Raw genomic sequence first — 22,353 nt, forward strand, 5'->3', positions numbered from 1 at the left:
GACGTTGAATCAAGCGATTATTGGTTTAAATAGCGTACCGCCATTTCTGTGCGAGATTTGGCATTGGCTTTTCGCAGTAGATTTTTAACGTGTACCTTTACAGTGCCTTCACTGATATGCAGCTGCTCAGAGATGACACGGTTACTTTTTCCTTCTGCTAGCTGCTCTAAGATTTGCAATTCGCGTGGGGTTAAATTGCTCACCCACTCTTGCTCATCGGCTGCATCTTTAAGCTCATACAGGTAATCTTCAACTGATTCTGAAATCACCCGGTGGCCTTGCATGGTATTTTTTAGTTTCTCAAGCAGCAAATCGGGCTCAGTATCTTTTAGCAAATAGCCATCAGCGCCAGCACGGACTAATCGAATCACATCTTGCTTTGCATCACTGACGGTCAAAATCACGATGCGAGATGTCACCCCTTCTTGACGCAGAGCATTAAGTGTATCCAGTCCAGTCATGCCTTTCATATTAAGATCAAGCAGCACAATATCGGGTTCATCTTCGGCAACGGCCGATAATGCATCCAATCCGGTACCTGCTTCACCAAATAGGGTGAAATCGGAATCCGAAGTGATTAACTGGCAGATGCCTCGACGAAGTAATGGGTGATCGTCAACGACGAGTACGGAATAGGGTTTACCCATGGATTATTGTACCTCCAACTGAAGTCTTATTAATTGACTGTAGTGTCTTGGTGTATGCGCTCAAGCTTACTCTGTCTGCTAGTGAATGCAAGCCTACAGGGCGGGTGTCATACTGATCTTTCGGTAGGCGATTTATCATTAATGACTAGGCTCTGCTTGAGGTGGAAAAGTTAAGGTGACGGTGGTGCCGCCCGTTGGGTTACTGCTAAAGCTGACATTGCCACCGAGGCGACTGGCCCGCTCATGCATAATGCCAATACCAAAGTGTTGGTCACGCTCTTTGACTTTATCTAGGCCAATACCATCATCGCTAATGCTAACGCTGACATCGGTCCCATCTGTTTTGGTGCAACTAATCAAAATTCGCTTAGCCTTAGCGTGTTTTATGGCATTGAGGGTTGCTTCGCGGGTGAGCTGTAAAACATGGATGTGCTGATGTGCCCCAAGTAACTGCAGCGGCAGTTTATAGTCGAGTTCTATCACAGTGTCAGTTTGGCAGCGCAATTGCGTGAGCATGACATCAATCGCATGGTTTAAATTAGGATCATCGATGGTTAATCTGAAGGTCGATAATAGTTCGCGCAGTTGCACATAGGCAGTCGTGACTCCTTCGTTAATTTCAGCGAGTTGTTGTTCGACTTCAGGGCTACGACAATTGCCATCTAACTGCTTCGATAACAAGTTAACTTGAATTTTAAGGAATGATAAAAGCTGCCCAAGTGAGTCATGTAACTCACGGGCAATTACCCCGCGCTCTTCCATTAATGCCAGTTGTTGACGCTGTTCTCCCGCGTTGTAAATAACAATTGAGCGCGCCAGCATAATGGCGAAGTTCTCAAACATGGGGTTATTTTCGGTTTCTGGGTTAGCAACTTCTAAGTAGCCGAGTTCATTACTTTCAAAGCTCAGTGGGTAACGGGTGACGCTTAGATTATCAGTTGGCCAACCGCCATCGGCTTCAATGACTTGTTTGTCTTCATTGTCTTCAGCAATGACCAAACGTAGGTGGCTTTGTGGTTCGTGGGCTTTGAGCTGATTAAGGGCACTTTGCAATGAGTTGATGTCGAGCTTACCTGAGTGCAGCATCACCAACGTGTCATACAACAACTTGAGTTCGTTATTGGCCTTAGTCAGTGCGATGGTTTTCTCTTCAACTTGGGCTTCTAAATCACCATAAAGACGGCTTAATTCCTTGGCACTACTTTCAAGTGCATGACTAAGTGCCGCTAGTTCAATATAACCTGTTTTAGGTACTTCTACATTAAAGTCGCCTTTAGAGATAGTATTCGCCGACTCCATTAATTGATGCAGAGGTTTAACGACTTTTCTTTGGGTAAAACGCACAGCCAGCATGGCAATTAGCAACATGATTGCAAGGCCGGTTATCTGGCTTGCGGCAAGCAATCTGAGTTTAAAGGCCGCGTGGTGCTCAGTCTCTAGCACTAACAAGTCAATGGTGTCGACAAAGTCTTTTAGCGAGGCGACGTATAATCGTGAATTCTCCTCGATGATGTAGGTCTTCATGACTCGCCACTTTTGGATCACTAGCTGATATTGATCTTTGAGTGCCTTGGGAGTCGACCATTCCATAGAGCGCCTAAGCGCTGGGGAATAAAGTGTATTTTCAAATTCACTTATTTTGCTTTCCGCTTCTTTGCTGCCGGAATTAGCATAAAAGAGTAGTCGGTAACTTTGCATTCGCAAGGACCCTGAAGCGTTGATCGCGCGCGCATCACCTAAGCTGTATGCCAAGTTGACTAGGGCAAAAGTGGCGAGGCCACTGGACACCAATATGAGCACTAGCATCAATCCAAGAATGGTGGAGGTTAAACTGCCTTTTTTCATTATAAAAACTCGTTAATTACGTCTATACAGTGACAACTAATTCACCATGTTCTACATTAGGTTAGTGGTGAAGAATTTAACAAACTAGTAAAAATGTGAGCAACAACACGTTTACAAATTGATCTACCGCAAATTTCTATTCGGATACCCCATTGGGGGTATATTTTTACTAGGGGTTTGCAGCTAACTTTGGCCTTGGAGATGTTGTGGTTAATAAGACTACTATAAAAGTAACATGGAGATGAGATGGTGAGAACATTAAACAAAAAATCCTTTGCACTGAGTGCATTGGTAGCTGCGAGCCTAATGGCCTCGGGCGCGTTCGCACAAACAAGCGAAACAGACCCACGTAATGAAGTATATAAAGATAAATTTTCTAAGCAATATGACAGCTGGCACGCGACTTCTGAAAGTGTTGAAGTGATTGATGCACTAGAAGCTGATCCTAACCTAGTTATCCTATGGGCAGGTTACGGGTTTGCTAAAGATTATAACAAAGCACGTGGTCACCACTATGCTGTTACTGATCTACGTGCAACATTACGTACGGGTGCACCAAAATCGGCTGAAGACGGCCCAATGCCTATGGCATGTTGGTCTTGTAAGAGCCCAGATGTACCTCGCGTAATTGAAGAGCAAGGTGAAGACGGTTACTTTAGCGGCAAGTGGGCTAAAGGTGGTGCAGAAATCGTTAATACTATTGGTTGTGGTGACTGTCACGAAAAAGGCAAGTCAAAGCTACGTATCTCGCGTCCTTTTGCTGAGCGCGGCTTTGAAGCGATTGGTACTCCGTTTGACGAAGCATCACGTAAAGACAAGCAGTCTATGGTTTGTGCTCAGTGTCACGTAGAGTACTACTTTGAGAAAAACAAAGATCGCAAAGGTTTTGTTAAGTTCCCTTGGGACGGTGGTACTACCGTTGAAGCGATGGAAACTTACTACGATGCATTAGATTTTGCAGATTGGACTCACGCTGTATCTAAAACACCAATGCTAAAAGCGCAGCACCCAGGTTATGAAACTTGGAAGCTAGGCATGCACGGTAAGAACAACGTTAGCTGTACTGACTGCCATATGCCACGCGTGAAAAGCCCAGAAGGTCGTAAGTTTACTGACCATAAAGTGGGTAACCCGTTCGATCGCTTTGAAGAAACTTGTGGCACTTGTCACGAGCAAAGCAAAGAGTTCATGGTTAACCTAGATAAAGAGCGTAAAGCTAAGGTTAAAGAGATTCAGCTAAAAGCTGAGAAGCAGTTAGTTCATGCTCATTTCGAAGCGGGTGCCGCTTGGAAAGCAGGTGCGACTGAAGCTGAAATGAAGCCTATTTTGACTGATATCCGTCATGCGCAATGGCGCTGGGATTATGCAATCGCTTCACACGGTGTTGCATCTCACGCTCCTGATGAAGCACTACGTGTACTAGGCACAGCAGTAAGCAAAGCCGCTGATGCGCGTATTAAGCTTGCACACTTACTAACAGCTAAAGGTGTTAAACAACCTGTAGCACTTCCTGATATCTCTACTAAAGCTAAAGCACAAGCTGCGCTTGGTATGGATATGAAGAAGATGAACGCTGATAAGAAAGAGTTCTTAGAAACTGTTGTGCCTAAGTGGGACGAAGAAGCTAAGAAACGCGAAGCAACTTATTAATGACGTTTTAGAGTGACAAAAGCCCCGATTAAATCGGGGCTTTTTTTTGAATAATTTATTTGATTAGTTTTAAAAGCGCTTTAAAACGTTCACCCGAGGCGCACTGCTGTAATTCAAACAGCAAGGATTCTACATTTGTCAGTTGCGCACCACTTTGTTGCATCATGGTCAGGCCGAGCTGTTTGTTTGCAGCGGTGCGCGATGACACACCATCGGCAACAACATGGACATGGTAGCCGGCATCGATCAGTCCGCGATGAGTTTGGTAAACACAGATGTGGGTTTCAATGCCAACTAAGAGTACATGTTGCCGCTTTAAGGCTGATAACTGAGTGGCAAACTGCTCACAATCCATGGCACTAAAGGTCGACTTAGCAATGGGCGAGCACAATGGACTTAGCTGCTGCTGTAAAATGTCACTGGTGCTTCCAAGCTTCTCAGGAAGCTGTTCAACCCATAGGATGGGGATATCAAACAGTGCGACCCCACTAATTAGCGTGGCAAGGCTTTGTTCAAGCTCTGCAGGCTCGATAACGGTTTGAGCTAATTTCCCCTGTACATCCACGAAAACTAATACGCATTCCTCTGCTTTTAACATCATCCTCTCCTCAGGTTACTTGCCGGTCTTGATAGTAACCTAGCAGCAACTTGTGCCAATTAGTATTTGGTCGAATAGTGTGCGCCGTGATTGTGCATGGCTGATATCGTCGCACTAATTTGGTGCGAATAGCGAATGTGGTTTCATGGCTGATTTTATTATATTGTTGTTTTTGTTGACTATTTAAAATTGGCCTGATGATTGAATTGATATCTACAGCAAAAATAACAAAGCACTTGGAGGCTGGGATGAAATTAGTCAGCGCAATTATTAAACCATTTAAATTAGACGATGTTCGTGAAGCAATTGCTAGCGTTGGCATTGAAGGGATGACGGTAACAGAAGTAAAAGGCTTCGGGCGCCAAAAAGGCCATACCGAGCTATACCGCGGTGCGGAATATCAAGTGGACTTTTTGCCTAAGGTCAAACTTGATATCGCCACCAAGTCTGAGAATGTCGAACTATTAATAGAATCAATTACCGCAGCTGCTCGTACCGGCAAAATTGGTGACGGTAAAATTTTTGTCACTGACCTCGAGCAAGTCACCCGTATTCGTACCGGTGAACTTGATAACGAAGCACTGTAAGGAGAATAATAATGGAAGAGTTAGCAAGCTTAGGTGCAACGGTCACTGAATTGCGTTTCGCTTTAGATACGTTTTACTTTTTGATTTCTGGCGTTCTGGTGATGTGGATGGCTGCGGGATTTGCCATGTTAGAAGCGGGATTAGTTCGCTCTAAAAACACCACTGAGATTTTGACTAAAAACGTTTGTCTTTATTCGATTGCCTGTGTGATGTATCTAGTTTTAGGCTACAACATCATGTATGTCGACAACGTTGAAGGGGGATGGTTACCGTCTTTTGGCGCCATCATTGGTAGCCAAGCCGCTGACGCTGATCATGCATTGGAATCTGATTTCTTTTTCCAAGTCGTCTTCGTAGCAACAGCTATGTCAATTGTGTCAGGTGCAGTTGCTGAGCGTATGAAACTTTGGGCTTTCTTAGCATTCTCAATCGTCCTTACTGGGGTTATCTATCCTATTGAAGGTTACTGGACATGGGGTGGCGGTTTCCTTTCTGAAGCGGGCTTTGTTGATTTCGCTGGTAGTGGCATTGTTCACATGGCGGGTGCAGCCGCAGCGATTGCAGGTGTGCTATTACTTGGTGCACGAAAAGGCAAGTACAGTGCAAATGGTCAAGTGAATCCAATTCCTGGTTCTAATCTGCCTATGGCTACTTTAGGTATGTTCATCTTGTGGATGGGCTGGTTTGGCTTTAACGGTGGGTCGCAACTGCTGGTTTCTGATGCAGAAAATGCGTCTGCTGTGGCTAAGATTTTCGTCAACACTAACTCTGCCGCGGCTTTCGGTGCGATTTCAGCATTAATCGTTTGTAAAATGGTATGGGGCAAAGCTGACCTAACGATGATCCTTAATGGTGCGTTAGCAGGCTTAGTCGCCATTACCGCTGACCCATTATCTCCATCACTTACCATGGCTGGTGTGATTGGTCTGGTTGCTGGTGGTCTTGTGGTGTTCTCGATTGTTAGTTTTGATCGCATTAAAATTGATGATCCAGTGGGTGCTATCTCTGTACATGGTGTTGCAGGTTTCTACGGCTTGATGTTAGTGCCGCTATCAAATCCTGATGCTACCTTTATTGGTCAGATATATGGTGCAGCAGTGATTTTTGCTTGGGTATTCTCTGCCTCATTCTGTGTATGGTATGTGCTGAAGAAAACAGTCGGTATCCGTGTTACTGAAGAGGAAGAATACAAAGGTATGGATGCATCAGACTGCGGCATTGATGCTTACCCAGAGTTTGTCTCGGTAAAAAGTGCTAGATAGTTTCTAACTTTAAGTTGCACAAATAATAAACAGGGCATTAAGCCCTGTTTTTTTATATCATCACTTTACTGGTTACTGTTTTTGGTGATGTGATGAATCGATGTATTAAAGTATGCCTGTTGGTTTTGATGTTGCTTTCAAGCACTTTTGCTGCGCATGCAGGTCAAGTGGTGGTGCGTAAATCGAGTGAGCCCTTTGATGCCTTTGCTGTGCGCGATCAAGTTAAACAGCAGCATGAATGGCGGGAGGCACTGCGTTATCAGCAGCAAATCCAAATCCTTCAGTCCTTACCCTTAGGCTGTGTCTTTTTGCCTACTCGGTATTATCGATGTGGCCATATATACTATCGCCCTTATCAATACCAACAGCAAGATGTGTATATTCAGGTTGATCCACCGCAACACAATGAGTTGCCCGTAGATGAGCGTTAGTCACTTTTTGTAACCCTTTTGTCTGCTAACACGGCATTGTTCTATTATGCTTAATAGGTGTCTATTGCATAGGAGTGCTGATTATGAAGTGGATAATAAGATTACCAAGCATATTCACCGCCTTAATTCTGTGTGCGTGTACCTCTACCTCGGCGCCCAAACAAGCCAATGTTGAGCCTTATTTTTATGATGAGTATTTTCAAGAGGTTGATGGGTTAGTTCAGCCGGATGAATTGTTTCAGTTGCCGGATGAAGCGCGCAAGTCCTTACTATCAGCCTATCAATTAAGTCGTTTGACCCGTGGAAATAATCTCGATACCCACAAATGGTTGGCAAACTATATTAATGCCGATGACGGGGGTTTTACCTACTATGACAATATGACCAAGATTGCCAGTGAGACGTTTGATACTCGGATGGGAAACTGTTTGTCTTTGGTGTTGTTGACGGGGTCATTGGCTGATGTCATGGGGGTCAAAGTCGTTTTCCAAGATATCGCCGTTCCGCCCGTGTGGGATAAACAAGGCAGTTTTTTCCTCGTTAATGGCCATATCAATTTAAAGCTAACTCCAAAGCGCGAAGCAAATACCGTTAACTTGTTATCCAGCTCTGTGCAGATCGATTTTATGCCAGAACGTGCAGTAAGAGCTTATGGCAAAGAGGTGATTGATAGAGAGACCGTGATGGCGATGTTTTATAATAATGTTGCTGCTGAATCTTTAGTCGTCGGCGATTATGATAAAGCTTACGGATTACTGAAAATTGGTTTGAGATTGAAACCAGATTATGTGCCTACCTTAAATACCTTGGCGGTCCTTTATCGCTATAAGAAGCTACAGCCCCAGGCTGAATCAGTTTATAAGCTTGCTTTAACCTATGATGACGAGGATATGCATACCCTGTATAACTACGCTATTTTACTGGCATCGCAGGACCGGCTAACTGAGTGGGCTGAAGTTCACAAGGTATTAGAGTTAGCACGTATTAGAAACCCCTATTATTACTACGATATGGCGCAGCAAGCGTATTTCGAAATGCAATATGAAGAAGCCGTGGTGTGGTATGAACGTGCCGTAGAAAAAGCGGATTATCGCCATGAGTTTTATTTTGGCTTGTCTCGAGCTTACTGGGCAACAGGAGATGAGAGAAGAGCCAAAAATAGCTTAGAAAAAGCGTTGGCTTTAACAGCTGATGATGGCAGTAAACAGCGTTATCAAGCTAAATTGCATGCTATGCAAGGTCATTAGCCATTGTGAACTGTTGTGAGGCGCTGCCTGCGAGTGGCTTTATACCGCTTGCGGCGGTGCCTCCCAAGGTTCAAATTCGTAAGCGTCATTGTTTGAGTCGGTTGTCATAAAATTGTTATTTTATCTTTCACAGCCATAATTTCCCCCAAACTTGGCTTCATTGTCAGTTTTAATTTTGTCTTCCCTAAGTCAAAGCGCTTGCTGCCGTTATAGTAAATTGGCAGTAAGCCTTTTTATTGTTTTTAAAAACATCAGGTTATTAATAATTTATTATTATTATTAGTTCTTGCTTGCAAATGGAGGGATTACTGATAAATTGGAGTCAGTATTGCAAGAGAGAGATGTTATTTTTTAGCTGTTTTTTCGGAGTTTAAACACCATGTATTACCAGAATGATGATGTACGCATTAATAAAATTAAAGAGTTATTGCCACCAGTGGCGATCCTCGAGCGATTTCCAGCGTCAGAGCGTGCATCAGCAACGGTTTTTAATGGTCGTCAAAACATTCATAAAATACTGCAAAAACAAGATGATCGCTTGCTAGTTGTGATTGGTCCATGTTCAATCCATGACCCCAAGGCCGCGTTAGAGTATGGTCAGCGTTTAGTACAGCTTAGAGAAAAGTATCAAGACCAGCTAGAAGTGGTCATGCGAGTCTACTTTGAAAAGCCGCGCACGACTGTGGGATGGAAAGGCTTGATTAACGATCCCTACATGGACAACAGTTTTAAGCTTAATGATGGTTTGCGTACTGCGCGTAAGTTGCTATTAGATCTTAATGATCTTGGCATTCCAACAGCGGGTGAGTTTCTCGATATGATCACGCCCCAATATGTCGCTGATTTAATGTGCTGGGGTGCTATTGGTGCACGTACCACGGAATCTCAAGTCCATAGAGAGCTTTCGTCTGGACTGTCTTGTCCGGTGGGCTTTAAAAATGGTACTGACGGTACGATTAAGATCGCGATTGATGCGATAGGGGCTGCCAGTGCACCGCACCATTTCCTATCGGTCACTAAGTATGGCCATTCAGCGATTGTAGAGACTAAAGGTAACCCTGATTGCCATATCATTTTACGTGGTGGCAAACAGCCCAACTACAGTGCAGAAGATGTGGCGGAAATTACCTCACAGCTTAATGCGGCCAAGCTGGCCAATAATATTATGATCGATTTTAGCCATGCTAATAGCAGCAAGCAGTTTAAAAGACAGTTAGTTGTGGCTGAGGATGTATCGGCACAAATTAGCGCTGGTGATAAAGCCATTTTCGGTGTGATGGTGGAGAGTAACCTAGTAGAAGGTCGCCAAGATTACATTGAAGGGCAACCGTTATGCTATGGCCAAAGTATTACCGATGCTTGTATTGGCTGGGATGACACAGAGCAGATGTTAGCAATGCTAAATCAGAGCGTGATAAACCGTCGCGGTTAACGGTGTTAAACCGCTTAAAATAACGAATAAAAAAGGAGGCTAAAGCCTCCTTTTTCTGTTTGGTGCTAGCGCTTTAGATTGTTGATAATGTACTCATTAGCTTTAGCTAGACTACCAAAAGAAGCAATTAAATTGCTCTGGCCCTTTTGTTGGATCTCGGGATTGCCGGACTCGGTCATCATCCATACCCAAGTTTGAATGAGCGGTAGTGGAGGATATTGAACGTCAGACGATTCCTGCATAGTTATTTCCTTCATTGTTATTATTGAGCTTGTACTCACACCAAGTACCCAAGCTTAGTGATTGAACAGACGGTTCAAGAGTATCAAATTCTTTTTCTTTAGATAACAATAAAGCCGATTAACTAGACTTTGCTACTATTAAACTTACCATTTTTTGCAACTTTAGCGTTACTTTCTGATAGTAATGCTGCGAGTGTAGCAAAAAACTCGATTTTGTACCGAATAAAATCACACAAATAGTGTAAATCTCTACGATTACGCTTTAATGACGTATAGTGAGAGCTATCAATACAAAAATGATTTATATTAAGTCATTCAAGCAGTTGTTCGGAATTCGCTATGCGCCCCTCTTTGTATTTTGATGGCCCAATCGACAAACTAAACTGGCATGTACTTAAGCTACTGTGGCCTTATTTACTGGAATTCAAATCGCGAGTTGCGTTGGCGCTCCTGTGTCTTGTGGTGGCCAAAATCGCCAGCGTGTCACTGCCATTCGTACTTAAAGATTTAGTTGACTCATTAAGTGATGGCCCGGAGAAGCTATTAGCAGTTCCCATTGGTTTAGTGGCTGCCTATGGTGCGCTACGACTACTGAACACCATTATTTCTGAAGTAAGGGACACTTTATTTGGCCGCGTTACAGAGCGAGCTATCCGCCGTTTAGGTTTGTTGGTATTTGAGCACTTACACCGATTAGATTTAGCCTTCCATTTAGAGCGTCGCACTGGCGGTTTGTCACGGGATATTGAGCGGGGCACGAGTGGCATTAATTTCCTGATGCGTTTCATGGTATTTAACATTGTGCCTACGGTGATTGAAATAGCCTTAGTCGTGGGGATCTTGTTTTATAACTATGGCTGGCCATTCGCGCTGATAACGCTGTTAGCGGTGTTTGCCTATGGCGCTTTTTCGGTGGTGGCCACAGAGTGGCGCACTGAATTTGTCCGTGAAGCAGCCAAAGCGGATTCACAATCTAATACTCGCGCAATAGATAGCCTACTTAACTACGAAACCGTGAAGTACTTTAACAACGAAGCTTACGAGGCCAAGCATTACGATCAAGCACTCACCTATTGGGAGCAGGCTAAGCGTAAGAATAGGTTATCGCTGTTTGCCCTCAATGCAGGGCAGGCTTTAATCATTTCTGTTGCCATGACATTGATGCTTGGACTGGCGGCAAAAAATGTGGTCGATGGTCAAATGACCATAGGTGATTTCGTGTTAGTGAATGCATTTATGATGCAATTGTTCATTCCGCTGAATTTTCTTGGTTTTGTTTACCGAGAGATCCGGGGGGCGTTGGCTAATATTGAGCGAATGTTCTCTCTACTTGATACCGAGCCTAAAATTGAAGATAAAGCAAACGCGACATCACCGGCATTAACACGGGGGCACTTGCAGTTTGATGGGGTTCGGTTCCAATATGATGAGCGTCCTATCATTAATGATATTAGTTTTGAGGTGAAACCAGGACAAAAGGTTGCCATCGTTGGTGATAGTGGGGCAGGCAAGTCGACTATAGTGAAATTACTGTTTCGATTTTACGATACGGCAGCCGGTAAAATCAGTATCGATGGTCATGATATTAGTGAGATTTCCCAACATGCACTCCGTCAGTCTATTGCTATTGTCCCGCAAGATACGGTGTTGTTTAACGATACTTTGCTCGAAAATATTCGCTATGGCAGACCCGATGCCAGTGACGAGCAGATCCAACAAGCGATTGAAATGGCTCACCTAGCAGACTTTATAAAGCGTTTACCACAGGGAACAGACACTAAAGTGGGCGAGCGAGGTATGAAGCTCTCAGGTGGAGAAAAACAGCGGGTTGCGATAGCCAGAGCGATATTAAAAGGCTCACCTATCTTGGTGTTTGATGAGGCAACTTCGTCGCTCGATTCACACTCTGAGAAAGCCATACTGACAGCGCTAAAAGAGGTTGCTAAGGGGCACACCTCGCTGGTGATTGCGCATCGCTTATCAACGGTTGTCGATGCGGATCAAATTATTGTACTAAGTAAGGGCAATATTGTTGAACGTGGCAGCCATAGTGATTTATTGGCGCAAAATGGCTTATATACTCGATTATGGCGGGTACAAAATAGTGATCTATAGCAAATGTTGAAATTCGTTGTTGCTAATTCAGGCTTTATTCAGGTTAATTCTGCATAATTAAGCTTATTAAATAGCCACAGCGAGATTGTGATGAAAAATATTCCCCTACAAGTGAACATTGAAGGTCAGGCGAGTGTTGTCAATACAGATTGGCTAGCGATTATGGCTACGCTAAAAAAACGCGGTCTAGAACATGATGAATTGATGAATGTTTACTTTGAAATTTCATCGGGTCTGCGAGTGACAACTCGCGGCTTGAGCTTAGCAAAAATTAACCCCTCAACAGAATTAACGGGTATCACGCGTGATGTCAGTTTATCTAAACAAGAATATGCATCAATAATGGTTGCATAAATAATCTAGCTGTTAGCAAGCAATAACTAAAGTTATTGCTTGCTGTCGTCGATCTTCCAGTTATCACAAAGCAAGTTAAGTTGGCTCAAGTCTTGGCTCAAAGGCGTGAGGCGAAAAATTTCCCCACTTTTAAAGCACACACTTTCACCTTCAATCACGGTTAACCGATCACAACTCTTACAGCTAACTGATAATGGGGTGCTTTTACTGCCACTTGCAAACATAGAGTCACTCACTACTTAATCCCTCCCTGATAATATCTACTTTTAGATATAGTAGATATCACTAACATTGCAAGGCTATTAAACCGTTAAGTTAGCGAATGCGAAATTATACCTAAGTATAGTGAATTTACTAATGATATTCGGCGTCTATAAAAGAAACTTCGTTGTTTGGTGCAATAGACAATATATACAACTTACTAAATTCAGTCTCTGGGAGACTGGGTAAAGTCGGGCCGCCTAAGGCCGTGACAATCAGTGGCACGGTATTGGAGTGACCGGCAATGATGACGTTACCCGACTGTTGGCGAGCCAATTTTGCCACGGCTTGGATGTGGTCGTCTAATGGTGATTTGGCCACTGTAATGAGGTGGTTAAGCTTTTGCTTATTGATGATGGGCGCCAAGGTGGCCTGAGTGCGTTTAAACTGTGTTGTTAATGCGGTTGTAAATACCACATGGGATAAGCGCTCGGCCAGATGTTGTGCACGCTGCTGCCCTTGCTCGGTAAGTGTGGGATCCTTAACGTCAGACATTTTCTCTGCATGGCGCACAATAACAATGATTTGACCTGCTTGAGTCGCCATCACATCCGTTGGCGAGATAAGTGTTAGGCCCAATAAAAATACACACATTAGCCGTGTCATTGCTTAGATCCTTCTGTGAGTGATAGCGCATCATATCAAACAGTTGGCGTGAGCGGTGGCGGTTTTTTATTGAGGTGGTGTGTCCGGTAGACTGCTAACCGTAAAATTCTTCTTATGTTGTATGAAATTTGGCCGATAATATAGAGATAGCCATAGTTAACATTTGAGGTCGTTATGGAAGTCCATAATCACGGTTCGCAAGTATCTAATGTTGCAAAAAATAAGTCAGACACAGGTGCTAATCACGGTCAGTCAGTGTCAGAGGTCGCATCAAACAAAACAGCCCATGCTACCAGTAAGCAATTAATGAATACCGCGATATTGTCTGCGCAGCATGATGCCCAGCTTAGTGCTGGCGATGAGCCAATGCGGTTGCTCTATAAAGCAGCCATTGAAGCGATAAACGAAGAGTTGGCGCCAACAATGGGGGAGCGAGCCATTGAAACGGCGGTAGAGGAGGGAGTGGATACTTCTCCACAAGCCACGGCTGATCGCATAGTGAGTTTTGCCACCCAATTTTTTAGCATTTATCAACAGCAGAATTCGGGAATGGAATTTGAAGAGCAACTCGACTCTTTTATGGACGTGATTGGCGGGGCGATAGATCAAGGCTTTGACGAAGCAAAAGAGATCCTCACCAATCTAAAAGTGCTCGAAGGTGACATTGCTTTAGGTGTGGATGAGACCTACTCTATTGTGCAAGCCGGGTTACTCGAATTTAGGCAAAGTATGATGCCGACTCCGGAAGAACCTGCACCAGAGCAATCAGAATAATACACAATAATCTAATAGGTTAACTTGACTCTAGCGGGCTAAATGGCAATGATAATTTCATATCATTGCCCTTTTCCTGTGAGGTGTTAAATGTGGATAACCGCGACAGTTGTAGAAAAAATTGTTTGGAATGACAACCTATTTTCGTTAAAGCTAGACGCCGAGGTTGCCCCATTTATTGCTGGTCAGTTTATCAAGTTGTCACAACAAATTGATGGTAAGCGTGTCGCGCGCGCCTATTCTTTAGTTAACTCCCCAGAAAGTGAGTTCCTAGAAGTGTTAGCTATTGCGGTGGAAGATGGGCAACTGTCGCCGCAACTGCAATCACTGGTTGTGGGTGACCAAATCGATATCTCGCCAAAGGCCACAGGTTTTATGACTTTAGAAGAGTTGCCCGCTATCAGTACTGAGAGCTGTTTATGGCTATTAGCAACCGGCACCGCAGTAGGGCCTTTTTTATCGATGCTGCGCACTGCAGCGATATGGCAGACCTATCCACATATCGCCTTGGTGTACAGCGTTCGCCAGCAACAAGACTTAGCCTACTTGGCTGACATTGAAGCCCTAAAGCAACAATATGGCGAGCAATTTAGTTTTGTCGCTTCGGTAACCCGCGAAAAAGTTGACGGTGCTTTGACTGAAAGAATAAGTGATGCCATCACATCGGGGGCACTCGAGCAAGCGGTGGGGCATCAACTCACCAGCCGTGATGCGCAAGTGATGATGTGTGGTAATCCTCAGATGATAACCGATGTGACTGAAATACTAAAAGCACGTGGTCTGGAAAAGAATTTACGTCGTAAACCCGGGCAAATCACCGTCGAAAAATACTGGTAACGGAGTCACTATGCGACTGTATTATTCTGATGCTTCACCCTATGCGCGCTGTGTGCGTGTCGCCATTCGACATCTCGCTATTAAAGGTGTCAAAGAACAAGCTATAAACCCACTACTGAATGATGAAGCCTTTGTGTCCGCTAACCCACTGGCTAAAATTCCCTGCTTAATCTTGAATGATGGCGCCGCGCTGTTTGATAGTGAGGTGATACTCAGGTTCTTAGATAGCGAGTTTGGTGAGCATTTATTGTTTGGCTTGGCTCCAACTTGGCACCAACAAACGCAATTTTCATTGCTTAAAGGTTTGCTTGATAGTGCTGTTGGGCTACGTCAGGAACAAATGCGTGAAGAAGAGGGAGTACGCTCGCCATTTTGGACCGCGCGTTTTGAGCAAGCGCTATTGCGAGGGTTACAGCATATTGAGCACCATGGCGAACAGCGTACTCAAGTACTAACGGCCCACAACATTATGCTGGCCTGTTTGTTAAGCTATATCGACTTTCGTCATGGTGATATTGCTTGGCAACATGTGGCACCGAGCGTTGCTATTTGGTATCGCAGCTTCTCGGGGCATCCGGAAATGCGCGATACGCAACCTTAATCTGTTTCTCGTCTGCCTTTTTTATAGACTCGGCGATTCTGTTCGCCAAATGCACCATATAAATCTTGAGTCACGCCATAATCTATGAGGCGGTCACTGTCAGGTTGCCGCCGGTCCTCAAAATGTTGGTAATGACAATGGCAATCGGCTTTGTCACAGCCTTTTATAGGGATGGTTGGCGCGTCAGCAGACAGGTAGCGTTTATGCTTGATTTGTTGCATAGCTTCACAGCAATCCAAGCCTCCTTCTAACGTGACCGAGTGATACGGGTGGATTGATGTACCGTTGTTGGTGACTGCTGGCGATTTTTCGATAGGGGGCTGTTCAAGTGATGATGTTAGAGGCCTAGTAGTGGAGCAAACTTTATCGTTTTGTGACTTACGGTGATGTCTTAGACGTTTAATTGTGCTGCTTGGCAGAAACATTCGTACAACGAAAACAGCAGCGATAGCCAGTAAGACGATAAGAGATGTTTTCAATAACATAAATTATTTACCTATGTGCATCAGCACTCAATTTAATTTAGTAGATACTTATAGATAGGTGGTTGCTCGGTACTAATTTTAGTCGGCTTGTGTCGCTTTAGTGAAAATGCGTGATCTAGGTTGTTTTTTTTGTCAATAACCTTGCTCAAATGTTGAAGTTTTATTATCCTTTTTGCGATTGATAATAATTATCATTATTCAGAGGCGAACACAGTGTCGCTGTACGGAGAGCAAGAATGAAGATCACTACTGGCCTAGCTGTATTAGGATTAGCATGCGCAGCATCAGTCGCTAATGCGGCAGACAACCTGACTGTTTACTCATATCGTCAAGCATTTCTAATTGACCCCATTTTAGCGGACTTTACCAAAGAAACGGGTATTAAGGTCGATGTGGTGTTTTCCAAAAAAGGCATTGCCGAGCGGATGATGCGTGAAGGGCGTTTATCGCCAGCCGATGTGGTACTGACTTCTGACTTCTCTCGTTTAATGGAGTTAGCCGATAAGAACCTCGTCGCGCCTGTCGCCAGTGATGCGTTAAGCGCGAATATTCCGCAAGAGTATCGCTCTCCAGAAAATGACTGGTACGCGTTGACCATGCGTGTACGTAATGTCTACTCTTCTAAAGACCGCCTTGGGAAGCTAGATCTCGATTATGAAGATCTTGCTGATCCTAAGTATGCAGGCAAAATTTGTACGCGTTCCGGTAAGCACCCATACAACATCTCTCTTGTGGCCTCGATGATTGCGCATCACGGTGAAGCTGATGCCAAAGCATGGTTACAAGGCCTAAAGAGTAATTTGGCGCGTAAGCCACAAGGTAATGACCGTGCTCAAGTTAAAGCAGTGAAAGAAGGCTTATGTGATATTGCTATCGGTAATAGCTACTACTTAGGTAAAATGTTGCAAGACCCTAAGCAAGTACCTTGGGCTGAAGCAGTGTATATTAACTTCCCCAACCAAGATAACCGCGGTTCACATATCAACGTTTCTGGTATGGCGTTAGCTAAACACTCACCAAATAAAGATAATGCTATCAAACTGATGGAGTATTTGTCCGGTGATAAAGCGCAGCAAGCCTACGCTGAAATTAATTTTGAATATCCTATTAAAGCTGATGTTGCACCTTCAGAGTTAGTGGCCTCATGGGGTGAGTTCAAAGCGGACAAACTGCCGGTATTTAAGCTGGCTGAATATCATGAAGCTGCAGTTAAGTTATTAGACGAAGTGAAATTCGATCTATAACCGCTTGCTAGTAAGCTCGCAGTCATTGCCTGCAATTGAGAAAATAGCCTTCAAAATGAAGGCTATTTTTGATTTAGCATAATACCTATCACAACAATGTGAGTTATAATCGTTCTTATTTAAGCTTAGATTTAGGTTAGTACATCATACTCGCCGCCATCGCCCTTATTGGAACATTGGATGATTTTAGGTTTCTCCCGCAGTTGGTCTGTCTCTAGCTACCTGTTAGCTGGTTTAGTGGTTTTGCCGTTGGTGGCCATTATTGTTCAAGCGATGGTGCCCGATGAAGCGATTTTCTCGCACCTTTTCAATACCGTACTTCCCACTTATATTTCTAATACCGTGCTGCTCATGCTTTGGGTATGTATTGGGGCGTTATTTGTTGCTGTTCCAGCGGCTTGGTTAGTCGCCCGCTGCCATTTTCGTGGTCGCTCAGTATTTCAGTGGGCATTACTGCTGCCTTTAGCTATGCCCGCTTACGTGGTTGCCTATGTCTATACGGATTTACTCGATTATGCCGGTCCGGTTCAACGAGTTTTACGTGGTTTTTTTGGCTGGCAGTCACCGCAAGACTACTACTTCCCTGAAGTCCGCTCTTTAGGCGGCGCTTCAGTGATGCTGGCATTGGTGTTGTTTCCCTATATTTACCTGTTGGCACGAACCGCATTCATGGAACAGTCTTCCAGTTTGCAGCATGCATCGAGAGTGATGGGGTGTGGCCCTTGGCGCAGTTTTTGGCGTTTGAGTTTACCAATGGCTCGTCCGGCATTAGCGGTAGGGGCGTCATTAGTTGCAATGGAAACCGTGGCAGATTTTGCCACTGTAAGCTACTTTGCGGTGCCAACGTTGACTACAGCCGTTTATGATACTTGGCTCGGCTACGGTAGCTTAGCAGCCGCTGCTAAGTTGTCTGCCATTATGTTGTTAGTGGTATTTTCTATGATTGGCTTCGAGCGCTTTGCTCGACGTAAGCAAAAGTTGTTTCAAAAGCAGACTGAAATTAATCGCGCCGACCTATACGAACTGAAGGGCATAAAAGGGGCTTTGGCAACCGCCTATTGCGGACTGTTACTGGTGTTTTCCTTCTTGTTACCGTTTATTATTTTGTTGCAGTACGCCATAAACTATTTTGATCAGAGTTGGCACAGTCAGTTTCTACAGTACAGTTGGAATAGTTTTTATATCGCCGCGATTGTCAGCGTTCTAACTGTGGCACTGGGGTTACTGCTAATGTTTGTTCGTCGCTGCAGCCCTAGGAAACAGGATTTGTTACCGTCACGCTTAGCTTCTACGGGCTACGCGTTGCCTGGCACGGTGCTCGCTATTGGTATCTTAGTTCCCTTGACCTATGCAGATTTTGCTATCAATGATATTTACGCTTACTTTGACCAGCGAGGCCCTGGGCTTATTTTAAGTGGTAGCGTGTTTGCCCTGATAGCAGCTTTTTGTATTCGTTTTAGTGCGATAGCTATCGGCAGTATTGAAAACAGCTATAAACGTGTGAGTCCATCTTTAGATATGGCGGCCATAACCATGGGTATGAAACCTAGAATACTGATGTGGCGTGTTCATCTGCCATTGCTGCGAAAGGGGGTTTTTGCTGGGTTATTATTAGTGTTTATTGAGTGCATGAAAGAGCTTCCTGCAGCCTTGTTGTTGCGCCCGGTCGGCTTTGAAAATCTCGCCACTTATGTGTTCCAGTTTGTGTCTGACGAGCAACTTGAACATGGCGCATTAGCTGCTATCGTCATTGTATTGGTGGGTCTCATACCGCTTATCTATCTCAACCGTTCTTTGGAGCAACATTAAATTATGTCGACACTGACTATTAATAAGGTATCAAGCGATTATCAAAGCCAGAGAGTGCTGACAGAGTTATCTTTGCAGGTAGAAAAGGGTGAGATTGCCGCACTGTTAGGCCCCAGTGGATGCGGCAAAACCACCTTACTACGTGCGATAGCGGGCTTGCAGGCGGTTTCTGCCGGCGAGATACATATCAATGGTGAGTTGGTCTCATCGCCAAGTGAACATCGACCCAGTGAACAACGCGGCATCGGAATGATTTTTCAAGACTATGCACTATTTCCGCACCTGACTGTGGCTGACAACGTGCTTTTTGGTGTCAAAGGATTAGATAATGCCGCACGCCAAGCTCGCCTCGATGAGATGCTCAGTTTAGTGAAGTTAGAAGGGCTTGCTCAGCGCTACCCCCATGAATTATCTGGCGGTCAGCAGCAGCGTGTATCGATTGCACGCTCATTAGCCTATGAGCCTGAACTCTTATTGTTAGATGAGCCTTTCTCAAACATTGATGCCAAGGTGCGCAGTGAAATGATGTTAGAGATCCGTCAAATTCTAAAATCACGCGGCGTCAGTGCCATTTTTGTCACCCACAGTAAAGATGAAGCGTTTGTTTTTGCCGATAAGTTAGCTTTATTTAAAGATGGGGCGATCGTTCAGTATGGGACTGCTGAGGAGCTGTATTCAGATCCGTGCGATCGTTATGTGGCGGACTTTTTGGGTAGCGGTAATTACATACCTGCGTCGGTATCAGATGATTATCAAGTGAACACGCCATTAGGCTTGTTGACCAGCACCAAAGTGTTACGCCAACCGGTTAATTACGAAGGCATGGTATTACTGCGGCCGCAGCAGATTGAAATCGCAGCTGACGAGTGTGGTAAGGGTGTCATTGTTGAGCGTCGCTTTTTAGGCAATATTTGTCATTATCAAGTCCAGTTAGCTGAGCAGTTTTATGAAGTTAAAAGCCAGTTGTTGCAATTGACACCTGGGCAGCGGGTACAGCTATCAGCACCGAGTCATCAATTGGTATTGTTTTAACAATAAAATCGACTCTAATCTTGCTCTTTGGACGGTCAGTATTGTATTGGGCTGGTTGCAATGATTAAAAAAAGGTAATCTTAATGATTAGTTGATGTTTCAGTTGCTGGTTTTGTGCTTAGGTTAATACTATTAATCGCTAAAGTTTCGCATAATATGGCCGAAAATGAGACAGACATAAGGTGAGAATTGATGGACAACCAGGCTATGCCACGAGAACAAATAGGTATTTGTGCAGAAGGGAACCTACACAGCGTTTATTTGATGTTTAATGCCGAGGACAATGTTGAGTCTCAACTTCGTCCTTGTGTCGCTAATGTTGCCCAGTATATCCATGAATTGGCAGATCAGTATGCCGATAGTGCTTTCAATGGTTTTGTGGCCATAGGGGCAAATTATTGGGATAGTCTTTACCCGCAACAGCGTCCGCTAGAGCTTAAACCTTTCCCGGCAATGCATGTTGATAACCGTGATGCACCTGCACTTGAGTATGACCTGTTCGTGCACGTTCGTTGCGATCGCTTTGACATCTTGCACTTAGTGGCAAATGAAGTGTGTCAGATGTTCGAAGGCCTGGTCGAGTTAGTCGATGAAGAGCGTGGTTTCCGCTTTTTGGAAAACCGCGATCTTACTGGCTTTGTTGATGGCACAGAAAACCCTAAGGGGCATGGGCGTCAAACGACCGCGTTAGTCGGGGATAGCGATCCAGCATTTAAAGGTGGCAGCTACATCCATGTGCAGAAGTTTGCCCACAACCTGAGTAAATGGAATCGCCTTCCGGTTAAAAAGCAAGAAGATATCATCGGTCGCACCAAGCAAGATAATATTGAATACGCCAGTGCTGATAAGCCGTTAACCAGCCATATTAAGCGGGTTAACCTGAAGGACGAGCAAGGTAATTCATTGGAGATTTTGCGCCAGAGCATGCCTTATGGCTCTGTTAAAGAGCAAGGTTTGATGTTTATTTCTATGTGCCACAATGCCAGCAACTTTGAGAAAATGCTGCATAGCATGGTGCACGGGGATGGTGAAGGAAACCATGATCATTTAATGCACTTTACTCAAGCGTTGACCGGTTCTTCCTTTTTCTGCCCATCACTCGACTTTTTAGAAAGCGCTAGCCAATAAACACAAAAAACGCACCTTAAGGTGCGTTTTTTTATGCCTCATCACTGTCCCAATAGTTAGTGGGACGCTTGGCATAAATTTCGTCGATGCTGCGGACTTGCACTTTATTATTGTCGGGATAAACCACCACATCATGCTGATCGCGATTGCCTATTACTAAGAAGATAAACTCGCTGTCATAGTCATTTCTTAGTGTATGGGCGATAGCGCTGTTTGCATTAAAGCAAATGTAGTCGCCTTTCTTAAACAGTTGCGGTTCACCGTCGATAAGCAGTGTAGCCTGCCCCTCAATAGCGTAAATATGTTCCTCTTCTTTGGTATGGTAGTGAGCCACTGAGGAAGTTTTACCTGGCGCAAGCTTCTCCATTGTGACCCCAATTTTTTCGCAACCAGCGGCGTCGCCGATATGCTTTTGTGCGCTGGCATATTGATCGGTGTGCTGCCAAGACTCCCAACAGACGTCATTGATATTAATTATTTTACTTGTCATCGATACATCCTTAGCCCAAAAACGGCTTTGACTTTGGCTAATTAGCGTCTCATGAATGTTTACATGATTCAATATATTGTATGCGTCATTTTGCCGGGATAAAAAAAAGAAGCGTATTTACGCTTCTTTCTAATGGGGTTAACTGTGCTAACTCGGTTGTTGTTTAGTCAGCATAGTTGAATAATGATTTAACCGTTTCTAGCGTTTTGTCGATTTGCTGGATATTTGATGGACAAATAAAGATGGTGTCATCACCGGCAATCGTGCCTAAAATTCCTTCTGGTTTACCGATTGAATCGAGCAGTCGAGCGATTAATTGTGCAGCGCCTGGGCTCGTACGTACCACGATCATGCTTTGATTGTGGTCAACATCTAATACCAAGTTTTTTAATGGGCTACCAGCAGTTGGCACACCTAATTCAGCAGGCAAGCAATACACCATCTCTTGCTTGGCATTACGCGTCCTGACTGCGCCGAACTTGCTTAACATGCGCGACACTTTAGATTGGTTAATATTATTATAACCTTCATTTTGTAGCGCATTAACAATCTCACTTTGGGAGCCAAATCGCTCCTCTTTGAGAATCGCCTTAAACGTTTTTACTAATTCATCCTGATTTTTACTTGCTTGCATAGTATTTTTATTCTTTATTCAAAAATCTCGCTCATTTTGAAT

24 protein-coding genes are annotated in these 22,353 nt (G+C 44.2%); 15 read left to right on the plus strand and 9 right to left on the minus strand.

All coding sequences use genetic code 11. The annotated features are described in order from the left end of the window. Positions 1-17: 17 nt before the first annotated feature. Both L865_RS0106785 and narQ read right to left on the minus strand, forming a co-directional pair. The gene (locus L865_RS0106785) at positions 18-647 is read right to left on the minus strand and encodes a response regulator (RefSeq protein WP_028772543.1); all 630 of its coding nucleotides are present in this window, start codon (positions 645-647) and stop codon (positions 18-20) included. A gap of 138 nt (positions 648-785) precedes the next feature. Next, positions 786-2,492, minus strand: a complete 1,707-nt coding sequence (gene narQ / locus L865_RS0106790) for a nitrate/nitrite two-component system sensor histidine kinase NarQ (protein ID WP_028772544.1) — start codon at positions 2,490-2,492, stop codon at positions 786-788. A gap of 246 nt (positions 2,493-2,738) precedes the next feature. On the opposite strand from narQ, the gene nrfA reads away from it, so the two are divergent. Next, positions 2,739-4,142: an ammonia-forming nitrite reductase cytochrome c552 subunit gene (gene nrfA, locus L865_RS0106795; RefSeq protein WP_028772545.1), complete on the plus strand. Its 1,404-nt coding sequence runs from the start codon at positions 2,739-2,741 to the stop codon at positions 4,140-4,142. A 55-nt stretch (positions 4,143-4,197) separates the two neighbouring features. On the opposite strand, the gene L865_RS0106800 is transcribed toward nrfA, so the two are convergent. After that, on the minus strand, positions 4,198-4,740 hold the full coding sequence (locus L865_RS0106800; RefSeq protein WP_028772546.1) for an isochorismatase family protein: 543 nt from the start codon (positions 4,738-4,740) through the stop codon (positions 4,198-4,200). Between the two features lie 248 nt (positions 4,741-4,988). Between L865_RS0106800 and L865_RS0106805 the strand changes: the two genes are divergently transcribed. The 5 genes from L865_RS0106805 (at position 4,989) to aroG (ending at position 9,699) form a co-directional block, all read left to right on the plus strand. After that, positions 4,989-5,327: a P-II family nitrogen regulator gene (locus tag L865_RS0106805; protein ID WP_028772547.1), complete on the plus strand. Its 339-nt coding sequence runs from the start codon at positions 4,989-4,991 to the stop codon at positions 5,325-5,327. Positions 5,328-5,338: 11 nt separating this feature from the next. Next, complete coding sequence (locus L865_RS0106810) at positions 5,339-6,589, plus strand: ammonium transporter (RefSeq protein ID WP_028772548.1); 1,251 nt, start codon at positions 5,339-5,341, stop codon at positions 6,587-6,589. Between the two features lie 92 nt (positions 6,590-6,681). Beyond that, the gene (locus tag L865_RS0106815) at positions 6,682-7,020 is read left to right on the plus strand and encodes a hypothetical protein (protein WP_037470683.1); all 339 of its coding nucleotides are present in this window, start codon (positions 6,682-6,684) and stop codon (positions 7,018-7,020) included. Positions 7,021-7,103: 83 nt separating this feature from the next. Next, positions 7,104-8,267 (plus strand): tetratricopeptide repeat protein, encoded by a 1,164-nt coding sequence (locus tag L865_RS0106820; RefSeq protein ID WP_157577479.1) that lies wholly within the window; start codon positions 7,104-7,106, stop codon positions 8,265-8,267. Positions 8,268-8,646: 379 nt separating this feature from the next. Further along, on the plus strand, positions 8,647-9,699 hold the full coding sequence (aroG, locus tag L865_RS0106825) for a 3-deoxy-7-phosphoheptulonate synthase AroG (protein WP_028772551.1): 1,053 nt from the start codon (positions 8,647-8,649) through the stop codon (positions 9,697-9,699). A gap of 65 nt (positions 9,700-9,764) precedes the next feature. Here the strand turns inward: aroG and L865_RS25430 are convergent, their stop codons facing one another. Then, positions 9,765-9,941: a hypothetical protein gene (locus L865_RS25430; protein WP_157577481.1), complete on the minus strand. Its 177-nt coding sequence runs from the start codon at positions 9,939-9,941 to the stop codon at positions 9,765-9,767. Between the two features lie 339 nt (positions 9,942-10,280). On the opposite strand from L865_RS25430, the gene L865_RS0106835 reads away from it, so the two are divergent. Then, a complete protein-coding gene (locus tag L865_RS0106835) occupies positions 10,281-12,056 on the plus strand; it encodes an ABCB family ABC transporter ATP-binding protein/permease (protein ID WP_028772552.1) in 1,776 nt (591 codons plus the stop codon). A gap of 90 nt (positions 12,057-12,146) precedes the next feature. Next, positions 12,147-12,410, plus strand: coding sequence for a hypothetical protein (locus L865_RS0106840; RefSeq protein ID WP_028772553.1), 264 nt, complete (start codon positions 12,147-12,149; stop codon positions 12,408-12,410). Between the two features lie 32 nt (positions 12,411-12,442). Here L865_RS0106840 and L865_RS0106845 read toward each other — a convergent pair whose 3' ends face one another. Beyond that, positions 12,443-12,646, minus strand: coding sequence for a hypothetical protein (locus tag L865_RS0106845; RefSeq protein ID WP_425423617.1), 204 nt, complete (start codon positions 12,644-12,646; stop codon positions 12,443-12,445). A gap of 118 nt (positions 12,647-12,764) precedes the next feature. Continuing rightward, on the minus strand, positions 12,765-13,277 hold the full coding sequence (locus L865_RS23270; protein ID WP_051484487.1) for a phosphoglycerate mutase family protein: 513 nt from the start codon (positions 13,275-13,277) through the stop codon (positions 12,765-12,767). Between the two features lie 174 nt (positions 13,278-13,451). Between L865_RS23270 and L865_RS23275 the strand changes: the two genes are divergently transcribed. The 3 genes from L865_RS23275 to L865_RS0106865 all read left to right on the plus strand — a co-directional run bounded on the left by L865_RS23275 (position 13,452) and on the right by L865_RS0106865 (position 15,489). Further along, positions 13,452-14,051: a DUF5610 domain-containing protein gene (locus tag L865_RS23275; protein ID WP_037470686.1), complete on the plus strand. Its 600-nt coding sequence runs from the start codon at positions 13,452-13,454 to the stop codon at positions 14,049-14,051. 90 nt (positions 14,052-14,141) lie between these two features. Further along, on the plus strand, positions 14,142-14,888 hold the full coding sequence (locus tag L865_RS0106860; RefSeq protein ID WP_028772555.1) for a ferredoxin--NADP reductase: 747 nt from the start codon (positions 14,142-14,144) through the stop codon (positions 14,886-14,888). A gap of 10 nt (positions 14,889-14,898) precedes the next feature. Further along, complete coding sequence (locus tag L865_RS0106865; protein ID WP_028772556.1) at positions 14,899-15,489, plus strand: glutathione S-transferase N-terminal domain-containing protein; 591 nt, start codon at positions 14,899-14,901, stop codon at positions 15,487-15,489. Here the strand turns inward: L865_RS0106865 and L865_RS25435 are convergent. Then, positions 15,486-15,974, minus strand: a complete 489-nt coding sequence (locus tag L865_RS25435; protein ID WP_157577483.1) for a hypothetical protein — start codon at positions 15,972-15,974, stop codon at positions 15,486-15,488. The genes L865_RS0106865 and L865_RS25435 overlap by 4 nt on opposite strands. 236 nt (positions 15,975-16,210) lie before the next feature. On the opposite strand from L865_RS25435, the gene L865_RS0106875 reads away from it, so the two are divergent. From L865_RS0106875 to L865_RS0106890, 4 genes are all read left to right on the plus strand, one after another. Then, positions 16,211-17,218 carry a Fe(3+) ABC transporter substrate-binding protein gene (locus L865_RS0106875; protein WP_028772557.1) on the plus strand — a complete coding sequence of 336 codons (1,008 nt, stop codon included), beginning with the start codon at positions 16,211-16,213 and terminating at the stop codon, positions 17,216-17,218. 180 nt (positions 17,219-17,398) lie between these two features. Then, a complete protein-coding gene (locus L865_RS0106880; protein ID WP_028772558.1) occupies positions 17,399-19,027 on the plus strand; it encodes an ABC transporter permease in 1,629 nt (542 codons plus the stop codon). 3 nt (positions 19,028-19,030) lie between these two features. Continuing rightward, a complete protein-coding gene (locus L865_RS0106885) occupies positions 19,031-20,059 on the plus strand; it encodes an ABC transporter ATP-binding protein (protein ID WP_037470689.1) in 1,029 nt (342 codons plus the stop codon). Between the two features lie 192 nt (positions 20,060-20,251). Then, on the plus strand, positions 20,252-21,187 hold the full coding sequence (locus L865_RS0106890) for a Dyp-type peroxidase (RefSeq protein WP_028772560.1): 936 nt from the start codon (positions 20,252-20,254) through the stop codon (positions 21,185-21,187). Positions 21,188-21,218: 31 nt separating this feature from the next. On the opposite strand, the gene L865_RS0106895 is transcribed toward L865_RS0106890, so the two are convergent. Together L865_RS0106895 and argR are read right to left on the minus strand one after the other, a co-directional pair. Beyond that, positions 21,219-21,677, minus strand: coding sequence for a cupin domain-containing protein (locus L865_RS0106895; RefSeq protein ID WP_028772561.1), 459 nt, complete (start codon positions 21,675-21,677; stop codon positions 21,219-21,221). Positions 21,678-21,840: 163 nt separating this feature from the next. Then, positions 21,841-22,311, minus strand: coding sequence for a transcriptional regulator ArgR (gene argR / locus L865_RS0106900; RefSeq protein WP_028772562.1), 471 nt, complete (start codon positions 22,309-22,311; stop codon positions 21,841-21,843). Between the last annotated feature and the right edge of the window lie 42 nt (positions 22,312-22,353).

The sequence above is a fragment of the Shewanella waksmanii ATCC BAA-643 genome (assembly GCF_000518805.1).
Lineage (GTDB): Bacteria > Pseudomonadota > Gammaproteobacteria > Enterobacterales > Shewanellaceae > Shewanella > Shewanella waksmanii.

Coding starts and splice junctions, on each gene's coding strand:
- L865_RS0106785 (WP_028772543.1), bottom strand. CDS start 647: ATGGGTAAACCCTATTCCGTACTCGTCGTTGACGATCACCCATTACTT.
- narQ (WP_028772544.1), bottom strand. CDS start 2,492: ATGAAAAAAGGCAGTTTAACCTCCACCATTCTTGGATTGATGCTAGTG.
- nrfA (WP_028772545.1), top strand. CDS start 2,739: ATGGTGAGAACATTAAACAAAAAATCCTTTGCACTGAGTGCATTGGTA.
- L865_RS0106800 (WP_028772546.1), bottom strand. CDS start 4,740: ATGTTAAAAGCAGAGGAATGCGTATTAGTTTTCGTGGATGTACAGGGG.
- L865_RS0106805 (WP_028772547.1), top strand. CDS start 4,989: ATGAAATTAGTCAGCGCAATTATTAAACCATTTAAATTAGACGATGTT.
- L865_RS0106810 (WP_028772548.1), top strand. CDS start 5,339: ATGGAAGAGTTAGCAAGCTTAGGTGCAACGGTCACTGAATTGCGTTTC.
- L865_RS0106815 (WP_037470683.1), top strand. CDS start 6,682: ATGAATCGATGTATTAAAGTATGCCTGTTGGTTTTGATGTTGCTTTCA.
- L865_RS0106820 (WP_157577479.1), top strand. CDS start 7,104: ATGAAGTGGATAATAAGATTACCAAGCATATTCACCGCCTTAATTCTG.
- aroG (WP_028772551.1), top strand. CDS start 8,647: ATGTATTACCAGAATGATGATGTACGCATTAATAAAATTAAAGAGTTA.
- L865_RS25430 (WP_157577481.1), bottom strand. CDS start 9,941: ATGCAGGAATCGTCTGACGTTCAATATCCTCCACTACCGCTCATTCAA.
- L865_RS0106835 (WP_028772552.1), top strand. CDS start 10,281: ATGCGCCCCTCTTTGTATTTTGATGGCCCAATCGACAAACTAAACTGG.
- L865_RS0106840 (WP_028772553.1), top strand. CDS start 12,147: ATGAAAAATATTCCCCTACAAGTGAACATTGAAGGTCAGGCGAGTGTT.
- L865_RS23270 (WP_051484487.1), bottom strand. CDS start 13,277: ATGACACGGCTAATGTGTGTATTTTTATTGGGCCTAACACTTATCTCG.
- L865_RS23275 (WP_037470686.1), top strand. CDS start 13,452: ATGGAAGTCCATAATCACGGTTCGCAAGTATCTAATGTTGCAAAAAAT.
- L865_RS0106860 (WP_028772555.1), top strand. CDS start 14,142: ATGTGGATAACCGCGACAGTTGTAGAAAAAATTGTTTGGAATGACAAC.
- L865_RS0106865 (WP_028772556.1), top strand. CDS start 14,899: ATGCGACTGTATTATTCTGATGCTTCACCCTATGCGCGCTGTGTGCGT.
- L865_RS25435 (WP_157577483.1), bottom strand. CDS start 15,974: ATGTTATTGAAAACATCTCTTATCGTCTTACTGGCTATCGCTGCTGTT.
- L865_RS0106875 (WP_028772557.1), top strand. CDS start 16,211: ATGAAGATCACTACTGGCCTAGCTGTATTAGGATTAGCATGCGCAGCA.
- L865_RS0106880 (WP_028772558.1), top strand. CDS start 17,399: ATGATTTTAGGTTTCTCCCGCAGTTGGTCTGTCTCTAGCTACCTGTTA.
- L865_RS0106885 (WP_037470689.1), top strand. CDS start 19,031: ATGTCGACACTGACTATTAATAAGGTATCAAGCGATTATCAAAGCCAG.
- L865_RS0106890 (WP_028772560.1), top strand. CDS start 20,252: ATGGACAACCAGGCTATGCCACGAGAACAAATAGGTATTTGTGCAGAA.
- L865_RS0106895 (WP_028772561.1), bottom strand. CDS start 21,677: ATGACAAGTAAAATAATTAATATCAATGACGTCTGTTGGGAGTCTTGG.
- argR (WP_028772562.1), bottom strand. CDS start 22,311: ATGCAAGCAAGTAAAAATCAGGATGAATTAGTAAAAACGTTTAAGGCG.